The following is a 14,517-nucleotide window of genomic DNA, read 5'->3' as shown; positions in this document are numbered from 1 at the left end:
GCCCCGGCACCACCCGACCGACCACCAGGAGAGACATGAGCACCTACAACTTCCACGGCGACATCTCCGGCCCGAGCAACTTCGGCGACAACGGAAAGATCCAGGTCACCTACGGCACACCCCCGGCCGAAGCGCTGAGGCTCGCCGCCGACCTCGTACAGCTCGTGCGCCAGGAGACGGCACGGCCGGAGCTTGCCGCACAGGCGGAGATCGTGCGCGGAGAGCTGGTCCGGGCGGGGGAGGAGGGGCGCCCCGCCGACCAGGGGCGCATTCGGCAGGCGCTGGAGACCCTGACGCTGGCGCTCGCGGCGGGCAGCGGCGGGATCGCCCTGGCGCAGGAGATCGGGCAGCTGCTCGGGCTCTGACACAGCTCTTCGTGGCCGTGCGGGCGTGGCCGCCGGGGAAGCGTCCCGGCGGCCACGCCCCTACGGCTCACTTCGCGTGGACCGCTGCCTGGGCCCCGCCGAGATCGAGTCGCAGGCCCGCCCGGAGCGGGACGGTCTGGCCCGGGGCGATCTCCTGCGAGGTGCCGTCGGAACGCGTGCCGGTCCAGCTCGTCGACGAACGGTTCGCCAGCCCGAACTTCCCCGGCCTGCTCGGGTGTTCGGTCAACTCGGCCACCAGGGTGGCGTCGCTGTAGTCGTGGCGCGACGGCTCCGGCGCCAGGTGATGCTCATGGACGCGGGCTGCCCGTCGCAGCCGGACATGGCGCTCGGACCGGGGTAGGCGGGTGATGATGCTCAGCCGGGGCGGCAGGACCAGGGCGCTGCGGCAGGACCAGCAGGCCCCGGCGGCGGCCGCCCCGGGCTGCGTCATGTTCTGGCGGCCGCAGTCGGCGCAGTCCACGACCGCGTCCAGGACGGACCGCAGCGCGTCCCGCCACTGCGATTCGCGCACCCGGGCGGTCGGCTCGTGCAGCCCCACGGTGAAGTTGTGCGTGAAGAGGTCCTGGAGAGCCGGAGGAGCCGCCGCCCAGGTCTGCAGGACCGTGGACTGCTCGACGGGGTCGGGGCTGTTCGCCGTGTCGTCCGGGTCGAAGACGAACAGGGGCCGCTTCCCGTACAGCCGCTTCTCCGCCGCCTCGTCGAGGCAGTGGATCTCCAACTCCTGCTTCCCCTTCAACGGGTGATGGTTCATCAGGAGCATGAAGAGGAGTACGGAAAGCGAGTGCAGATCCGACTGGGTGCCGGGTCTGGCCCCCGTCTCGCCGCGCACCAGCTCCGGCGCCATGAACTCCATGGTCCCCGAGATCCCGCTGCTGTCCCCTTCGACCACGGCGTTGTCGTTGTCGCAGACCAGGACGTCGCCCGTGGTCGGGTCGAAGAAGATGTTGCCCCAGGAGATGTCCCGGTAGGCGATCCCACGGGAGTGCAGGGCCTGGTAGGCCTCCACCGTGTAGAGGGCGGCGGTCAGCAGGGCGCGCGGCGTGGTCCGCAGCCTGCGGCGGAAGAGGTCCGGCAGCCCCTTGAACCGGTCCGGGCGCAGGTCCATCAGATAGCCGAACGCCCCCGTGCCGGAGGGCACGTACGCCGTGGGCCAGAGGAAGCGGTCGTCGTCGAAGTCCCGGGTCACCAGCTCCCGTACGATCGCGTCCTGCTCGGGCGTCGCGCAGGACGGGTAGTACCACTTGAGGGCGCGTTGGCCGGCGGAGGTCTCCACCCGGTACACCTCCCCCTGGCCGCCGGCGCCGAGCATGTCGATGACGCGGACGGACTCCCCGTCATCGGCGGTGAGGTGCGTTCCTCCGTCGAGCATGCCGGTCATGCGTCACTCCGTCGTTCGTCCGCCGCGGCGCCGTCGTCCGCCGCGCTGAGGTCGGGCCGCCGGGCAGCGACCAGGGTCGTGTCGTCACCGGAGTAGCGGGCCGCTTCGGCCAGCCATCCGGGCAGGGCGTCGCGTACGCCGTCGGTGTGGCCGTCCTTCGAGAGCCGCCGGCCCAGGCCGGTCATGAACTGGGTGAAGCCCTCGTCGGAAGCGAAACTCTTGGACAGGCCGTCGGTCGACACGGTGATCATCCGCGGGGTGCGGTCCGGCGCGACGACCGGAGCCCAGTGCACCCGGATCATCTTCCACGCCTGGCGGCTGCACAGGGATTCGGTCTCGTCGCCGAGATCCGCCTCCAGCGGAGCCAGCGGCAGCTCGATCGCTCCGTCGGCGTCGGTCACCGTCAGCTCGCCGTCGCCGAGCTGCCAGGCCGCGAACATCCGCGGCGTGAGCACCGCACCGACCAGCGTGGCCCCGTACAACAGCAGCTTCTGATCCTTGCGGGGCGGCTCTGCCGCCGGGTTCACCGTCCCCTGGTTGTGGTCCCAGTGGGCGAGCACCCTCTCCTGCCAGGCGGCCACCAGCTGCCGGGGCAGCTCGTTGCGCGCGTAGTTCATCAGCCAGCTCAGGCTGGGTGCTCCGTCCGGCCCCTCGGCGCGCGCCAGTCCGGCGAACGTACGGGCCTGGTGGCCGAAGACGTCGACAGCACAGCGCGCCCCGATATCGCTGCGGGCGTGCACCGCCGAGCCATGGCCGTCCGCCACCGAGACGATCAGTGGATCACCTTCCGTCCCGGATCCCTCGGCGGCGTACCAGTCCTGGTTGACCTGTTTGTTCACTCCCCGCACGCTGTGCTCCAGCGTCTCCCACAGCGGCTGCTCAGGAGCGCTCACCAGACGTCGTCATCGTCGTCGTCCAACTGCGGTGGTGCGTAACTCGGCTGCTTGACCGTGATGTCGGCCGGGCCGGCCACCGGCTGCGACGCGGCCTTGACCGCGGCCGTCGAGGCCCAGCGGATCGCCGCCGCCAGCTGCTTGGGACTGTTGGCGTCCAACGGCTGGAGCTCGGGGTTGCCCAGGAACTCCTGGAGGACACTGCGATCGGCGTCCGCCCCGATCGCGATGGCCACCCGCACGGCCTTCCTGCCCCACGGGGTGGCGTCCAGCGCGCGCAGACCCGACCTCCAGTCGTCCGTCGGCACCCCGTCGGAGACCAGGGCCAGCACGGGCTTCAGGGCCCGCTGCGGCATCGGCGGCGTCTGGAGCTCCCGGGAGACCACCTCCAGCGCCTCGCCCAGGTTGGTCGTGCCGTCGACCTGGACGTCCTGCCAGGTGAAGTCGTCCACCGGCACCGGGTCCTTGTGGTGCCACCGCGCCTCCGTGGAGAACGTCAGCGTACGCAGCAGGAGTTGCGCCGCCGGGTTGTCATGGGCGACCGATCGCATCTCGGGAACCGCTTCCCGGATCGCGTAGTTGAGCTGTCCGATCTTCTCGCCCTGCATGGAGTAGGAGCAGTCCAGCAGCCAGATGAAGTGGACCGGCCGGTTCGCCATGGGACCGCCGGGAATGTCACTCACTCGAAGCCCTCCTTGTCATGGTGTGCACGTCCTCGTTCGGTGATGCGCATGTGGTGTCGTCACTCGCTGAGCGCCTCGGTCATCCGAGCGTTTCGGTCACCTGAGCGCCTCGGTCACCTGGTCGTCGAGGAGAACCCAACCCCAGGCCAGCAGCCCGACGAGGGTCGCCAGGCAGGCGAGGACGAACAGGGTGAGGAGCAGCCGACGCCCCCGCGCGATGTTCGGCGTAACGACCGGCATAGCCGTGAACCGTCTCTCTCTTCTCGGACCTGACCGACCTTAACGACCACGTCCGACTCCGTCAGCGGGTTGAACGATCTTGCGTGGGGGCATCGCGCGGGTGCGGCACGGAGCCCGTCGGCAGGTCCTCGCGACCCCCCTCGGGCAGCAGCTTGCCGACGCGTAGTCCGGTGCGGGCGAGGATCCACAACACCGCCTCCGCCGCCCGTTGCTGCTCGCTCACCAGCGGACCCGTCCCGGTGGCGGCGTAGGCGCTCAGCGCCCAGAACCGCCGGGTCCGGAACCGGTGCCCGATGTCCCGGACCAGGGGGTCCAGGCCGACCGTGGCCAGCCAGGGGCCGATCCCCGTCGGAGGGACCCGCAGACGCTCGATCCGGTCCAGGGCGTCCCGCTTCGTGACCACCACCGCCAGCGGCAGCCGGCCGCGCCGCCGTCGTCCGGTCAGCGCCGAGAGCTCACCGGTGAAGGTCTGGTACGTCTGCCACGGACCCGGATCCGACGGATGGGCCGCGCGTGCCAGCTCCTCCTCCGCCGCCGAGAGGGAACGGCGCACCTGGGGGTCGGCCAGGACGTCGACGGCCAGGATCACTCCGTCGGCGTGGGCCAGATACTCCTGGCGGCGCGTGGAGTCCACGTCGTACAGCGACTCGCCCATCGGGTCGTAGAGGTACAGCAGACGGCGTCTGCGCCGGTGGGTGACCCGCAGCATCAGGGCGCGGGGCTGGCCGCCCTGAGTCTTGCGCACCCAACCGGCGTTCTTGAGCTGGCTGTTCAGATCGACCACGTCACGCCGGTCATCGGCCGTCGCGAACGAGATCTTCGGCGCGCCCCGCCCGAGATCCGCGTGCAGCCCGGCGACCGCGGCCGCCATCAGCATCGTCTTGCCCGACGAGGTCCCGCCGATGACCGGTACGTGCACGATGCGCTCCCGGCCGATCCCGGCCGGCAGCGGCCGGTCGCAGTGCGGGCACTCGACGGCGAGCCGGTCGCGCCCGGCCGACGAGGCGGCGACGATCCGGCGCCCGCAGGCACAGACGTGCCACAGCGCGCCGAACCTGCCCGGGCGCAGCTCCCGGTGGGCCGATCCACACCCCGGACAGCGGTGCACGGCGAGCGGGAAGGGCCGGTAGCACCCGGGATACGGGCACCTCATCCGGATCCGCCGCACCAGGGAGCCGGCCCGGTCCGCACCGCGCAGCACGGCGACCCCGACGACCGCGGCCAGGCCCACCAGCCCGACCAGCAGCCACATCACCAGGTGGACCAGCACCATGACGGACGAGACCAGGAGCGCACCGGCGATCGCGCCCAGCGCGGTGCCCGGGGCCACGAGGACGAACCCGAGGCGGACGAGCCAGTGGCCGCCGTAACCGGTGGAGGGCTGCCGTCCCGTGAGCATGCGCCGGGCCGTGACGGCCATCCAGCGGTTCAGCAACCGGCGCCGGATGACCGAGGCGGCGGCCCGGGTGGAGGTGGACGCGTCCACCCACATGAGCCGGGACCAGTACGCGCGCTGCGCGGGCTCGGATCCGACGGGCGGGACCCGGGGATCGGGGGCACCGGGTGTCCGGGGGCCGAGGACCTTCACGGAGGCGCCGAGCGCCAGGGCGAGGAACTCCCAGAACGCGCGGAACAGGCACACACCCGCCCCGACGGCCACCGTCAGCCAGACCGCCGCCCCGGCCGGCCCGCCCATCAGGCGCCACCGTCCCGGTCGCGGTCGCCGAAGCCGCGCCGGCGGGACGACGCCTTGCCCGGGCGGCCGTCCCGCCCGCCGAACCGCAGCCCGAGCCGGCCCAGAGCACCGGGCCGGTTCCAGGCACGGAAGTCCTCCGCGTGCCGCGCGCCCCTCGTGGAGAGCGCCGTCTCGACGGCCGCCAGGTCCTCTGCGGTCAGCGTCCGCGCCGCCGGGCGCAAGACCCCGTCCAGCAGGGCGCCGCGGACCCTGCCCCAGCCGCCGCCCGCCTGGGGGTGGGCGTTCCAGCCGACGAAGAGGTCCGCGAAGTAGTCCGGGTCGCGCAGCAACCTGCTCCCCACCTCCTCGGCCCGCGCGGCCCGCTCATAGGCCGCGCAGAGGTCGGCGTCGCCGCTGCGGATCAGGGCGTCCAGCTCGCGGCCCACGCCGTGGTCGGTCAGCAGACGACGCGCGAGAACGCCGAAGACGCGCTCCAGCACCGGCGGGTCCACCGGTTCCGCACTCCTCCGCAGGCCGAGGACCCGGTCGACCCAGCCGGGCGGAGCGGCGCCGGCCCGCAGGTCGCGTGAGAAGTCCAGCAGCAGGAGCGCCGCCCGGTCGCGGTCGCCCAGTTGCTCGGGGAAGGCCTTGAGGAGGTCGTGCGCGAGCTCGTCCGCCTGCGGGTCCCCGGGCCGGCCGTGGAGCGCGGCCGTGACGAGGAACGGCCAGGTCCCCGCCGCGTGGTGGAGCCCCGCGCCCCTCTCCAGCAGGTCGTACCTGGCCTCCTCCGGCGTCGGCGCGGTGGAGCCCCACACCAGGCGGTAGGCGATGCGGAGAAGCGGCGGACGCGCCAGGACGGAGACGCCCGCCGCCTCCAGCACGGCGCGCAACTCACGGGTCCGGTCTCCGTCCGTGCCCCCGGCCGGGCGACGGGCCGCCCAGCCGCACATGCGCAGATGCGGCAGGGTCTCGCCGCTCTCCAGCGGTACGGGAGCGCGCTCCAGGAGCACGGTGACGGTGGCAGGGCCGGCCTGGGCCGCCGCTTCGAGCTCCCGCAGCAGGGCGCCGTGGAGGTCGGGCAGGTCCGGGAGGGCCTCGTGGAGCTCACCCCCGTACACGGACGGATCGGCCAGCAGCGCCGACGCCAGCCGGTGGGCGAACTGCGGTACCAGGTCGGAGCAGTCCACCGCGAGGAGACCGGCCACCCGCAGCAGCCGCAGCGGGCGCGCGAAGCCGTTCCCCGTGTCCTCGATCCCGGCCCGCAGCTCCGGACCCAGCTCGGCGGCGAGCTGCCGGGCCACCTGGTCGGTCAGGGTCTCCCGGCGCGGGGGGCGTACCGGATCGGCGGAGCGGACGGCGGCGACCAGCAGACGGGCGGCGAGCGGGGCGGCGGCCTCCGCCCGCAGGTGGCCACCCACCCGTGCGAACAGCTCGGCCAGAGCGGCGGTCTCGGCCGCCGGCGCCGCCTCCCGCCGGGGCGCCGCCAGGGTGTGGACGAGCCGGTCCAGATCCTCGCCGTCCAGCTCGGTGGGGTGCTCGCAGACCCACCGCGCCGCTGCCGTGCGATGCGGCGTCGGCAGCTCGATACCGGCGCACAGCGCGAGCGCCGCCACGGGGCCGGCGGTGAACGGGTCTCCCGGGAGCTGGTGGGCGTGGTGGAGGAGATCGAAGGCGCCGGCCGACCACATCCGGGCGGCGGCCACGGCCCAGAGGCTCGGCTCCGGCCCGTCCGGGGCGGGCGGGACGGCACAGTCGTGGACCCGGTAGCGGCGCCCCGAACCGGCGAGCCCGTGGGCGTCGTCCGGCAGGACGCCGATGATGCGCTGCCCGGCGAGGTGCGGGCGCCGGGAGTAGGTGGTGAACGTCAGCCGGTGGGCGTCGTCCCGGGGCAGCACCGCGCTCGCCAGGGCCACCCAGCGCGCGACGTCGGCGCTGTTGCGCTCCACGAGGACGACCTGCGGGGCGGCTTCGTCCTCGGCCTGGCGCTGGAGGTCGGTGAACACGGCGGCGAGCCAGGGCTCCCGGGAGACGGCGAAGGCGACCAGCCCGGCCGGATCCAGCAGCGCGGAGGGCGGCAGGGCGGCCAGGGCCGAAGGGGCGCCTGACTCGGGAGTGGCGGTGGCCCATCCGGGGGATTCCCAGGCGCTGACGGGCAGGGCCCGGTCCGGCAGGTACCGGCCCGGGGCCAGGTGCACGGCGTGGGCGTGGAAGTTGCCCCAGCGCCCGCTGTAGTCGGCGCCGGTGTAGACGGTGCGGGCCAGCAGTCTGCTTCCGTCGGACAGCTCGCTGTAGCTGAACGCCGCCGGAAAGGCGTCGAGTTCGGCCGGGGAGGGGCGGGACGGGGCGTTCCGGGGTGGCTCGTACCCGATGATCTGCTCCGCCTCCCGGAGCACCGCCTGCGGCAGTCCCGGGGTGAGTGCGGTGAAGCGGAAGCCCGAGCCGTCCGGGCCGGGCGGCGCCGAGGTGTAGTGCAGCTGTCCCAGGCTCATGAGTCGGCCTTTCCCGTGCGGTCCCGGCTTTCCCGCCGGCTCCTGCGCACCTGGATCAGGCCGCGCCGCCCCAGCAGCCAGAGCAGCGGGTCCTCCACCCGCAGGGGCTGGGGGCCCGACTTCGGTGCGTCGGCCGGCGCGCCGGCGGGCGGCGGAGCGCCCAGCGCGGAGAGGCCGAAGTACGACAGTTCGGCGAAGTCGTTCTCCAGTTGGCGGCAGAGCACCCCGGAGTCCCAGTCGCTCAGCAGGGACCGCAGCTCCTCGTGGACGGCGAGCCGGTCGTCGTCGTCCTGTTCGCCGCCGGTGTGGGTGGCGTTGCGCAGCAGCGGCGAATGCGCCCCGAGCAGCGGCCTCAGCGCGTCCGTCTTCGTCACGGCGACGGCCATCGGCGTGGTGACCCGGCCCCGCGATACGCTCCGTCCGTGGGAGCGCAGCTGGGCGGCGAGGCCGGCGGCGATCTGCTGCGGGGACGTCTCGACGGCGGGCAGCGGCGGGCCGTCGGCGGTCGCGCTGCGGTCGCGCACCGAACCCATCTGGAGCGGGTCGACGAGTAGGATGATGCCGTCGGCGGCCGCCAGGTACTGGGTGTATCGGGCCATCGCCTCCTCGCTCTTGAGGTCCTCGCCCGCCGCGTCGAAGAACACCAGGGTGGTGTGTCTGCTGCCCTGGGCGTACCGGCCCCGGCGCGGCACGCTCAACCGGTAGAGCAGCGGGTCGTTGAAGCCCATCGCCGCCGGGCGCGTCGTGTCGGGGAGCCGCAGCCGTTCGTAGAGGTCCTCCTCCATCTCCCGGTCGCGGCGTTGGGTCTCGGCCCCCATCGCCGGCAGGGAGATGTCGTACTCCCGGCCCACCCGGCCCCGGAGTTCGTTGACGAGCACCGACACATAGGTGCTCTTGCCGGATGCCTTGGCGCCCACCAGGGCGATGATGCGGCTGTCCTGGTCGCAGTACTCGCTGGGGAAGTCGTTGTGACAGCCGCGGCAGACCCGCACCGAGGTGGCCACCCCGCAACGGGGGCACGGCTGTCGGGTCGAGGCGCCACGAAGGGCCGCGAGCGTGCGGGGCGCGGGGAAGACCGGTCCGCGCAGCCGTCGCGACGGCGGCATGCCCGGCCCCATGAAGTCGGCCCACACGTCGTCGGGTTCGGCGTCGCACGGGTCGCCGCCGCGCACCCCGGTGGCCATCATCAGGCAGCGGTACGGCAGGCGCGCGGCCGGTGCGCGGTCGAAGCAGTAGGGACAGATGACGCTCGTCATGTCAGCGCACCACCAGGGTCGGGGGAGAGGGCTCATCGAGGCGTACGTCGGCGGCCCCGTCGCCGAGGAGGAAACCCCGCAGGACGTAGGGCGGCCGGAGGTCGGTCGGCACCGGCAGTTCGACGGGCCTGCCGACGGACAACGCGCCACCGTCGAGCCGGAGCAGGGTCGTCCCGTCGGTGTGGTCGAGCGGCCGGATCGGGGCGCGCCCGCCGCCCGCTCTCGCCACCAGGACGAACTCCGGCAGTTGGTCCGGTGCTTCACCCGCACAGGACAGGGCGACCCGTAGCAGCGCGGGTCCGCGGCGCAGCCCCCGGCGGGGGCCGGGAACGACGCGGTAGCTGACGGAGACCTCCGCGGGGACGGCGGTCGCGCTGCCGGGCGGAGGGACCACCACCGCGTCCGTCGTGCGAGGGGCGGCGGAGAGCGCGACGGTGAAGGCGGAGGGCGGCACGTGCACGTACAGCCCCTCGCGGACGTAGGTGCTGCGGGTCACGCGGTGCGAGGAGCTGGTGCCGTCCTGTTCCACGGTGGCCATCACCTGGCCCGTCTCCGCCGGCCAGTCGAAGGTGATGCGGGCCCGGCCCCCGCCGACCCGCTCCACGCGCACCCCGGCCACGGCGGGCGGGCACTCGACGAGCAGGCCGGGACCCGCCACGGCGTGCGGTCCGAGCACGGCCAGGGCGGACACCCGGGTGACGGAGCCCGGGGGAGGCGCCAGGCCGTCGGCCACGGCCTCCCAGGACAGCGGAGCGGGCCAGGGCGTCGCCGGGTCGTGGGTCAGCTCCGTCCCCGGTTCCGGCGGATCGGCCGGCCAGGAGACGAGGCGCACGTCCGCGTCCTGTCCGCCACTCCAGGTGAACCGGACGGACCCCCGGCCCGCCGTGGCGTCGAGCCGGTGCACGGGCGTGGGCCAGGGGCTGACGGTGATGTGGCGGTCCGTGCCCGCCGACTCGACCACGGTGGCGTCCGGCGACCGGTAGCGGCAGTGGACGCGGAGCACGTACACACCGACGTCCAGGCCGGTCGCGGTCAGCGCGCCCGGACGTACCTCGATGCCGTCCACCGGCCCGTCGGGGCCGTCGAGCACGACCCGTACGTCCAGCGCGCCCGACGGCTCGGTCCACGCGGCGTCGATACGGCCCGGCCCCGTGTCGGACCGCAACGCGGACACATCCGGGGCGACGAGCAGGACGTCGGACACCACGGGAGGGCCGTCGACCAGGCCCTCCCGCTGCGGGAACACGGCGTAGCGGACCTCCTGGCCGAACGGCGGGTCCCGGTCCACCCAGTCGACCGCCGAGGAGGCGCCGGGGATCTCGGCGATCACGGCCGGCCCGCCCGGGACCCGGGTCAGCCGAAAGACCTGCCGCTCGGGCGTCGCGTCGGCGGGCGAAGGCGAAGGGTGGAGCGCCAACGCCACGGCCTCCGACAGGTGGCGTGCCGTCAGTACACCGCCGGGCCGCGCGCTCCCGTCGACCGGCGGCCGGTGCAGCCGCACGAGGGCGAGCCGGGCGCGGGGGCAGTCGGAGGCCAGCCGGGCGGCCTCGAGGGAGCCGTCCTCGGCCGCCTGGGCATCGCCCGACCGTTCTGCCTCCTGCGCGGCTTCGAGGGCGAGGTCGGCTTCCGTCGCGCGTGCGGCGATGTCCGCGCACCGCCGCCGCAGCAGCGCGTCGCCCCCGCCCCCCGCCGGGAGCAGGGCTGCCAGCCCGGCAGCACGCCGCACCCTCCCGGTGTCCCAGGTGTCCTCCAACTCCTCCGCCGCACGGCGTTGTTCGCCCGTGAGGCGGTGGCAGGCGGCCGCCGCACGGACGAGGGCGGCCGCCTCCGTCGGGCAGACCCCCAGGGAGACGGCGGTCCCGGGCTCGGAGTGCCGCGGGTGGGCCTGGAGCAGTTCGACGAGCTGGTACAGCAGGACGCGGCGCAGGGCGGCGGGGTCCTGGAGCTGCACCGTCTCCAGCCGGGCGAGGAGCGGCCGGTACGCCTCACCGCGCGAGGCGCCCGTCCGACGGAGCCGATCGGGGCCGATGTGCTGCCAGCGGCGCCCGGCGCCCTCCTCGAAGAGCCCGTCGAGCACCCGCAGCACCCGTCCGCGCTCCACCAGCGCGTCGCCGATGTGCCGTAGCCCCAGAGCCTGTTGCTGGGCGAGGAGGTGCCGGTACCCCGTGACGAGCGGGGAGAGCGGCAGCCCCCGAAGGGCACGACGCGGCCCGAGATCGTGCCCGAACTCCAACCCCACCGTGCGCCCCCGTGCTCACTACTCGTGGTCTCACCGCCCATCCCAGCAGATCCGGGGCGCTCGCGGCGGCGTTTCCCCATCATGTGGCCCGAGCGGCACGGATCGTGCGCCGGTGCTCCGGAGGCCGCCCGAGGGGGCGGACCCGGCGCCCCAGGGGGTGCCGCGCATGTCCCGACGAGGTAACAGTCCCTCATCGGCACCCGCCTGGCACACCGGGCGAACCTATGATCGACGCGGCGTCGAGGAGGAACGGGGAAACGCTGTGACCTGTCACGTGCCGTTAGGAGGGGGCCGGTACGCGTTGCCCCTGGCCCTGGTGACCGCGCTGCTCGCCGGCTGCTCCGGCGCGGCGGACGACCCGGGGGAAGCGGAGAAGCGCGACGCCTCGACGAGCGCGAGCCCGGATTCCGGCGGCGGCAACGGTACCGGGCCGTCGCCCGAGGCCTCGCTCGTACCCGACCCCGCCCGGCTCCCGAAGACCCGGGCCCAGGCGCGCGACCTCATCGGCCGCGTCATCGCCGGCCCCGACAGCTTCGGCCCCGGGGTGGTGAAGCGGAGCCCGTACGAGAGCGACGCCGCGACCTGGCCCGTGCTCGGCGAGGACTGTGTCTGGCAGCGGCAAAAGCCCGCGTACAGCGTCCTGGCCACCCTCACCCGGTCGTTCGAGCTGCCCGCCGAGGAGGGAAAGGGGCCGGTGCGCCTCGGTGCGGTCGTCACCGTGCACCGTACCCGCGAGGACGCCGCCTGGGAGATGGCGGAGTCGATCGAGGAGAGCATGCGCTGCCCCACCCAGCAACTGCGCGAGGGCGAGACGATCGGATCCATGGTCGCCGCGGCGCTCCTCGGCGGCGAGAGCGTCCAGAACAGCTCCGAGGACTTCCTCAACGAGATGGGGGAGTACCGGAGCTCCGAACTGGGCGGGCCGCACCACTACTCCTGGCAGCAGGCGCAGAGCCTCCAGTTCACCGTCGCCGTGACCGGCAAGGGGGCGAAGGGGCGCACCGAGGACGAGATCGACACCCTGGTCGACGAGGCACAGGGCGCCATGCTGTCCCGGCTCGAAAACGCCGTCGAGAAGCAGAGCTGAGGCCCGGCGATGGACGACCTGCGCCCCACTGATCCCGCCCGCATCGGCGGTCACCGGCTCCTGGGCCGCCTCGGAGCGGGCGGCATGGGCGTCGTCTACCTCGGGCGCACCGACGCCGGAGCGCTCGCCGCGATCAAGGTGATCCTGCCCGAACTCGCGGGCGACGAGGACTTCCGGACCCGCTTCCGCCGCGAGACCGAGGCCGCCCGCCGGGTCGACAGTCCTTGGGCCGTGCCCGTCACCGGCGCCGACACCGAGGGGGAACGCCCGTGGCTCGCAACGGAGTTCGTTCCCGGGCCCACGCTCTCCGACATCGTCGCCCGGCGCGGGCCGCTGCCCGCGCGCAGCGTCACGGTCCTCGGCCGGCTGCTCGCCCGCGCCCTGACCGCCGTGCACGGAGCCGGGCTCGTCCACCGCGACGTCAAACCCGGCAACGTCCTGCTGACGGCCGACGGCCCCCGGCTCATCGACTTCGGGATCGCCCGTGCCGTCGACGCCACCGCACTGACCGCCACCGGACTCGTCGTCGGCACCCCCGGATTCCTCCCGCCCGAGCAGGCGTCCGGGAACACCGCGGGACCGGCCGGGGACCTCTTCTCGCTCGGCTGCCTGCTGGCGTACGCGGCCACCGGCCGGCCGCCGTTCGGCAGCGGAGCGGTCGACGCACTCCTCTACCGGACCGTCCACGACGCGCCCTACCTCGACGGGATCGACGACGCCCACCTCCGCGCCGTCCTGGACCGGTGCCTCGCCAAGGACCCCGGTGAGCGTCCGGCCGCCGCCGACCTCGACTCCCTGACAGCCGAGGACGTTCCGGCCGGGCCCACCGCCGACTGGCTGCCCGAGGACGTCGTCCGGATCATCGCGGAACGGTCCGCCGCCGTGCTGGCCCTGCCCGGCATCGACGCCACCGTCACCGAGGAGCCCGGCCCGCCGGAACCCGCCCCCGGCCGGCGGCGGTTCCTGCTCCTCGCGGCGGGCGGGGCGGCGGCCCTCGGTGCGGGCGCCTTCGCCGCCGTACGACTCATGGGCGACGAATCCGACGGCGGCGGGGACGGAGCTCCCGGCGCACGCCGCTGGATCATCGGCGTGCACGCCGACCTCACCGGCCCCCTGAGCGCCGCCGGACGTGCCCAGGAACGCGGCGCCCGACTCGCCGTCGACCGCTTCAACTCCCTCGACGACCAGCCGTTCCGGCTCGCCGTGAAGGTCCTCGACGACCAGGGGGACCCGGCCCGGTCCGCCCGCGTCGCCGAGGAGTTCGCCCGCGATCCGGAGGTCGTCGCCGTCATCGGCCCCACGGGCGACGAGGCGGCCGGGGCGGCCCTGGCCGCGTACGACGAGGCGGTGCTGCCGGTCCTGACGGTGTCGGCCCTCCAGATCGCCTTTCCCGCCCGGGCCAACGGCTCCTTCTTCCAGGCCGCCCCCTCCTACGCCGCGCTCTGCGTCCCCATCGTCCACCGCCTCCTGCTGCGCCCCGACGTCGACCGGCTGGGCATTCTGATCGACCGGTCCGGCGGGCAGGCGGCCTACCAGGCGGGCTATACCACGAACCTGATGGCGCCCAACCTCACCACCGGCACCACCCACCCCCGGGTGGTGCCCGCCGGGACGACCGTCTTCGACCCGGTCGTCACCGACCTCCTCTCCCACCGGAGCGACGCCCTCTTCTACGCCGGTGACGCGGCCGGCGCCTCCCGGGTCGCCCGCATCCTGGCCGACCTCTCCTACAACGGGCCGCGCATGGCCCAGCACACCGTCATGGGGCCGGAGTTCCTGGAACAGGCGGGCGCGGCGGCCGACGGCTGGGAGTTCGTCACACCGTTCACCGACGCGAGCGCCCCGGCCGCCGCGACGTTCGCCGCCGCCCACCGCAAGCGCTTCGGCGCCGCCCCCGCCGCCTGGTCGGCCGAGGCGTACGACGTCACGGGGCTCGTCGCCCGCGAGCTCGCCGCCCTGGCCGACCGGGCGGGGCAGAGAGCGAAGCCGGGCGCCGGGCCGGCCAAGAGCGGCCGCCCCACCCGCTCCCAGCTCACCGCCGCGATCGCCGCCGCCCGGTACGAGGGGATCTCCCGCCCGTACGCGTTCGACGAGGAGCGTCAGCGACTCGTCGGCCGGGAAGCCCACCTGTACCGGGTGGAGAACGGCCGCCACCGATATCTCGGCCCGGCCCCGGAGCCGAAGAGCTGAC

11 protein-coding genes are annotated in these 14,517 nt (G+C 74.2%); 3 read left to right on the top strand and 8 right to left on the bottom strand.

Translation table 11 applies throughout. The features are described from left to right. Nucleotides 1-35: 35 nt before the first annotated feature. The gene (locus AC3CH1_RS06150) at nucleotides 36-365 is read left to right on the top strand and encodes a hypothetical protein (protein ID WP_488461925.1); all 330 of its coding nucleotides are present in this window, start codon (nucleotides 36-38) and stop codon (nucleotides 363-365) included. Between the two features lie 67 nt (nucleotides 366-432). Here AC3CH1_RS06150 and AC3CH1_RS06145 read toward each other — a convergent pair whose 3' ends face one another. The 8 genes from AC3CH1_RS06145 to AC3CH1_RS06110 all read right to left on the bottom strand — a co-directional run bounded on the left by AC3CH1_RS06145 (nucleotide 433) and on the right by AC3CH1_RS06110 (nucleotide 11,239). Further along, nucleotides 433-1,764, bottom strand: a complete 1,332-nt coding sequence (locus AC3CH1_RS06145) for a protein kinase domain-containing protein (RefSeq protein ID WP_488461924.1) — start codon at nucleotides 1,762-1,764, stop codon at nucleotides 433-435. Then, the gene (locus AC3CH1_RS06140) at nucleotides 1,761-2,657 is read right to left on the bottom strand and encodes a protein phosphatase 2C domain-containing protein (protein WP_488461923.1); all 897 of its coding nucleotides are present in this window, start codon (nucleotides 2,655-2,657) and stop codon (nucleotides 1,761-1,763) included. Before AC3CH1_RS06140 ends, AC3CH1_RS06145 begins: the two co-directional genes overlap by 4 nt. After that, nucleotides 2,654-3,316, bottom strand: coding sequence for a vWA domain-containing protein (locus tag AC3CH1_RS06135; protein WP_329163644.1), 663 nt, complete (start codon nucleotides 3,314-3,316; stop codon nucleotides 2,654-2,656). Before AC3CH1_RS06135 ends, AC3CH1_RS06140 begins: the two co-directional genes overlap by 4 nt. Before the next feature lie 120 nt (nucleotides 3,317-3,436). Beyond that, nucleotides 3,437-3,580, bottom strand: coding sequence for a hypothetical protein (locus AC3CH1_RS06130; protein WP_488461922.1), 144 nt, complete (start codon nucleotides 3,578-3,580; stop codon nucleotides 3,437-3,439). A gap of 61 nt (nucleotides 3,581-3,641) precedes the next feature. After that, a complete protein-coding gene (locus AC3CH1_RS06125; RefSeq protein WP_488461921.1) occupies nucleotides 3,642-5,276 on the bottom strand; it encodes a TRAFAC clade GTPase domain-containing protein in 1,635 nt (544 codons plus the stop codon). Further along, the gene (locus tag AC3CH1_RS06120; protein WP_488461920.1) at nucleotides 5,276-7,744 is read right to left on the bottom strand and encodes a GTPase-associated protein 1-related protein; all 2,469 of its coding nucleotides are present in this window, start codon (nucleotides 7,742-7,744) and stop codon (nucleotides 5,276-5,278) included. The genes AC3CH1_RS06125 and AC3CH1_RS06120 overlap by 1 nt, the downstream gene beginning before the upstream one ends. Continuing rightward, nucleotides 7,741-9,000 (bottom strand): TRAFAC clade GTPase domain-containing protein, encoded by a 1,260-nt coding sequence (locus tag AC3CH1_RS06115; RefSeq protein ID WP_488461919.1) that lies wholly within the window; start codon nucleotides 8,998-9,000, stop codon nucleotides 7,741-7,743. The genes AC3CH1_RS06120 and AC3CH1_RS06115 overlap by 4 nt, the downstream gene beginning before the upstream one ends. A 1-nt stretch (nucleotide 9,001) precedes the next feature. Next, nucleotides 9,002-11,239, bottom strand: coding sequence for a hypothetical protein (locus AC3CH1_RS06110; RefSeq protein ID WP_488461918.1), 2,238 nt, complete (start codon nucleotides 11,237-11,239; stop codon nucleotides 9,002-9,004). 316 nt (nucleotides 11,240-11,555) lie between these two features. Between AC3CH1_RS06110 and AC3CH1_RS06105 the strand changes: the two genes are divergently transcribed. Both AC3CH1_RS06105 and AC3CH1_RS06100 read left to right on the top strand, forming a co-directional pair. Continuing rightward, the gene (locus AC3CH1_RS06105) at nucleotides 11,556-12,326 is read left to right on the top strand and encodes a hypothetical protein (protein ID WP_488462162.1); all 771 of its coding nucleotides are present in this window, start codon (nucleotides 11,556-11,558) and stop codon (nucleotides 12,324-12,326) included. A gap of 9 nt (nucleotides 12,327-12,335) precedes the next feature. Further along, the gene (locus AC3CH1_RS06100) at nucleotides 12,336-14,516 is read left to right on the top strand and encodes a bifunctional serine/threonine-protein kinase/ABC transporter substrate-binding protein (protein WP_488461917.1); all 2,181 of its coding nucleotides are present in this window, start codon (nucleotides 12,336-12,338) and stop codon (nucleotides 14,514-14,516) included. The last annotated feature ends 1 nt before the right edge of the window (nucleotide 14,517 follow it).

It is taken from the genome of Streptomyces sp. MGP-P1, assembly GCF_057766565.1.
This window is presented reverse-complemented; position numbering and strand designations above follow the sequence as displayed.

Bases quoted from the DNA above. Each gene is read 5' to 3' on its own strand.
- AC3CH1_RS06130 (WP_488461922.1), bottom strand. From the start codon at position 3,580: ATGCCGGTCGTTACGCCGAACATCGCGCGGGGGCGTCGGCTGCTCCTC.
- AC3CH1_RS06145 (WP_488461924.1), bottom strand. From the start codon at position 1,764: ATGACCGGCATGCTCGACGGAGGAACGCACCTCACCGCCGATGACGGG.
- AC3CH1_RS06120 (WP_488461920.1), bottom strand. From the start codon at position 7,744: ATGAGCCTGGGACAGCTGCACTACACCTCGGCGCCGCCCGGCCCGGAC.
- AC3CH1_RS06100 (WP_488461917.1), top strand. From the start codon at position 12,336: ATGGACGACCTGCGCCCCACTGATCCCGCCCGCATCGGCGGTCACCGG.
- AC3CH1_RS06115 (WP_488461919.1), bottom strand. From the start codon at position 9,000: ATGACGAGCGTCATCTGTCCCTACTGCTTCGACCGCGCACCGGCCGCG.
- AC3CH1_RS06135 (WP_329163644.1), bottom strand. From the start codon at position 3,316: ATGGCGAACCGGCCGGTCCACTTCATCTGGCTGCTGGACTGCTCCTAC.
- AC3CH1_RS06150 (WP_488461925.1), top strand. From the start codon at position 36: ATGAGCACCTACAACTTCCACGGCGACATCTCCGGCCCGAGCAACTTC.
- AC3CH1_RS06125 (WP_488461921.1), bottom strand. From the start codon at position 5,276: ATGGGCGGGCCGGCCGGGGCGGCGGTCTGGCTGACGGTGGCCGTCGGG.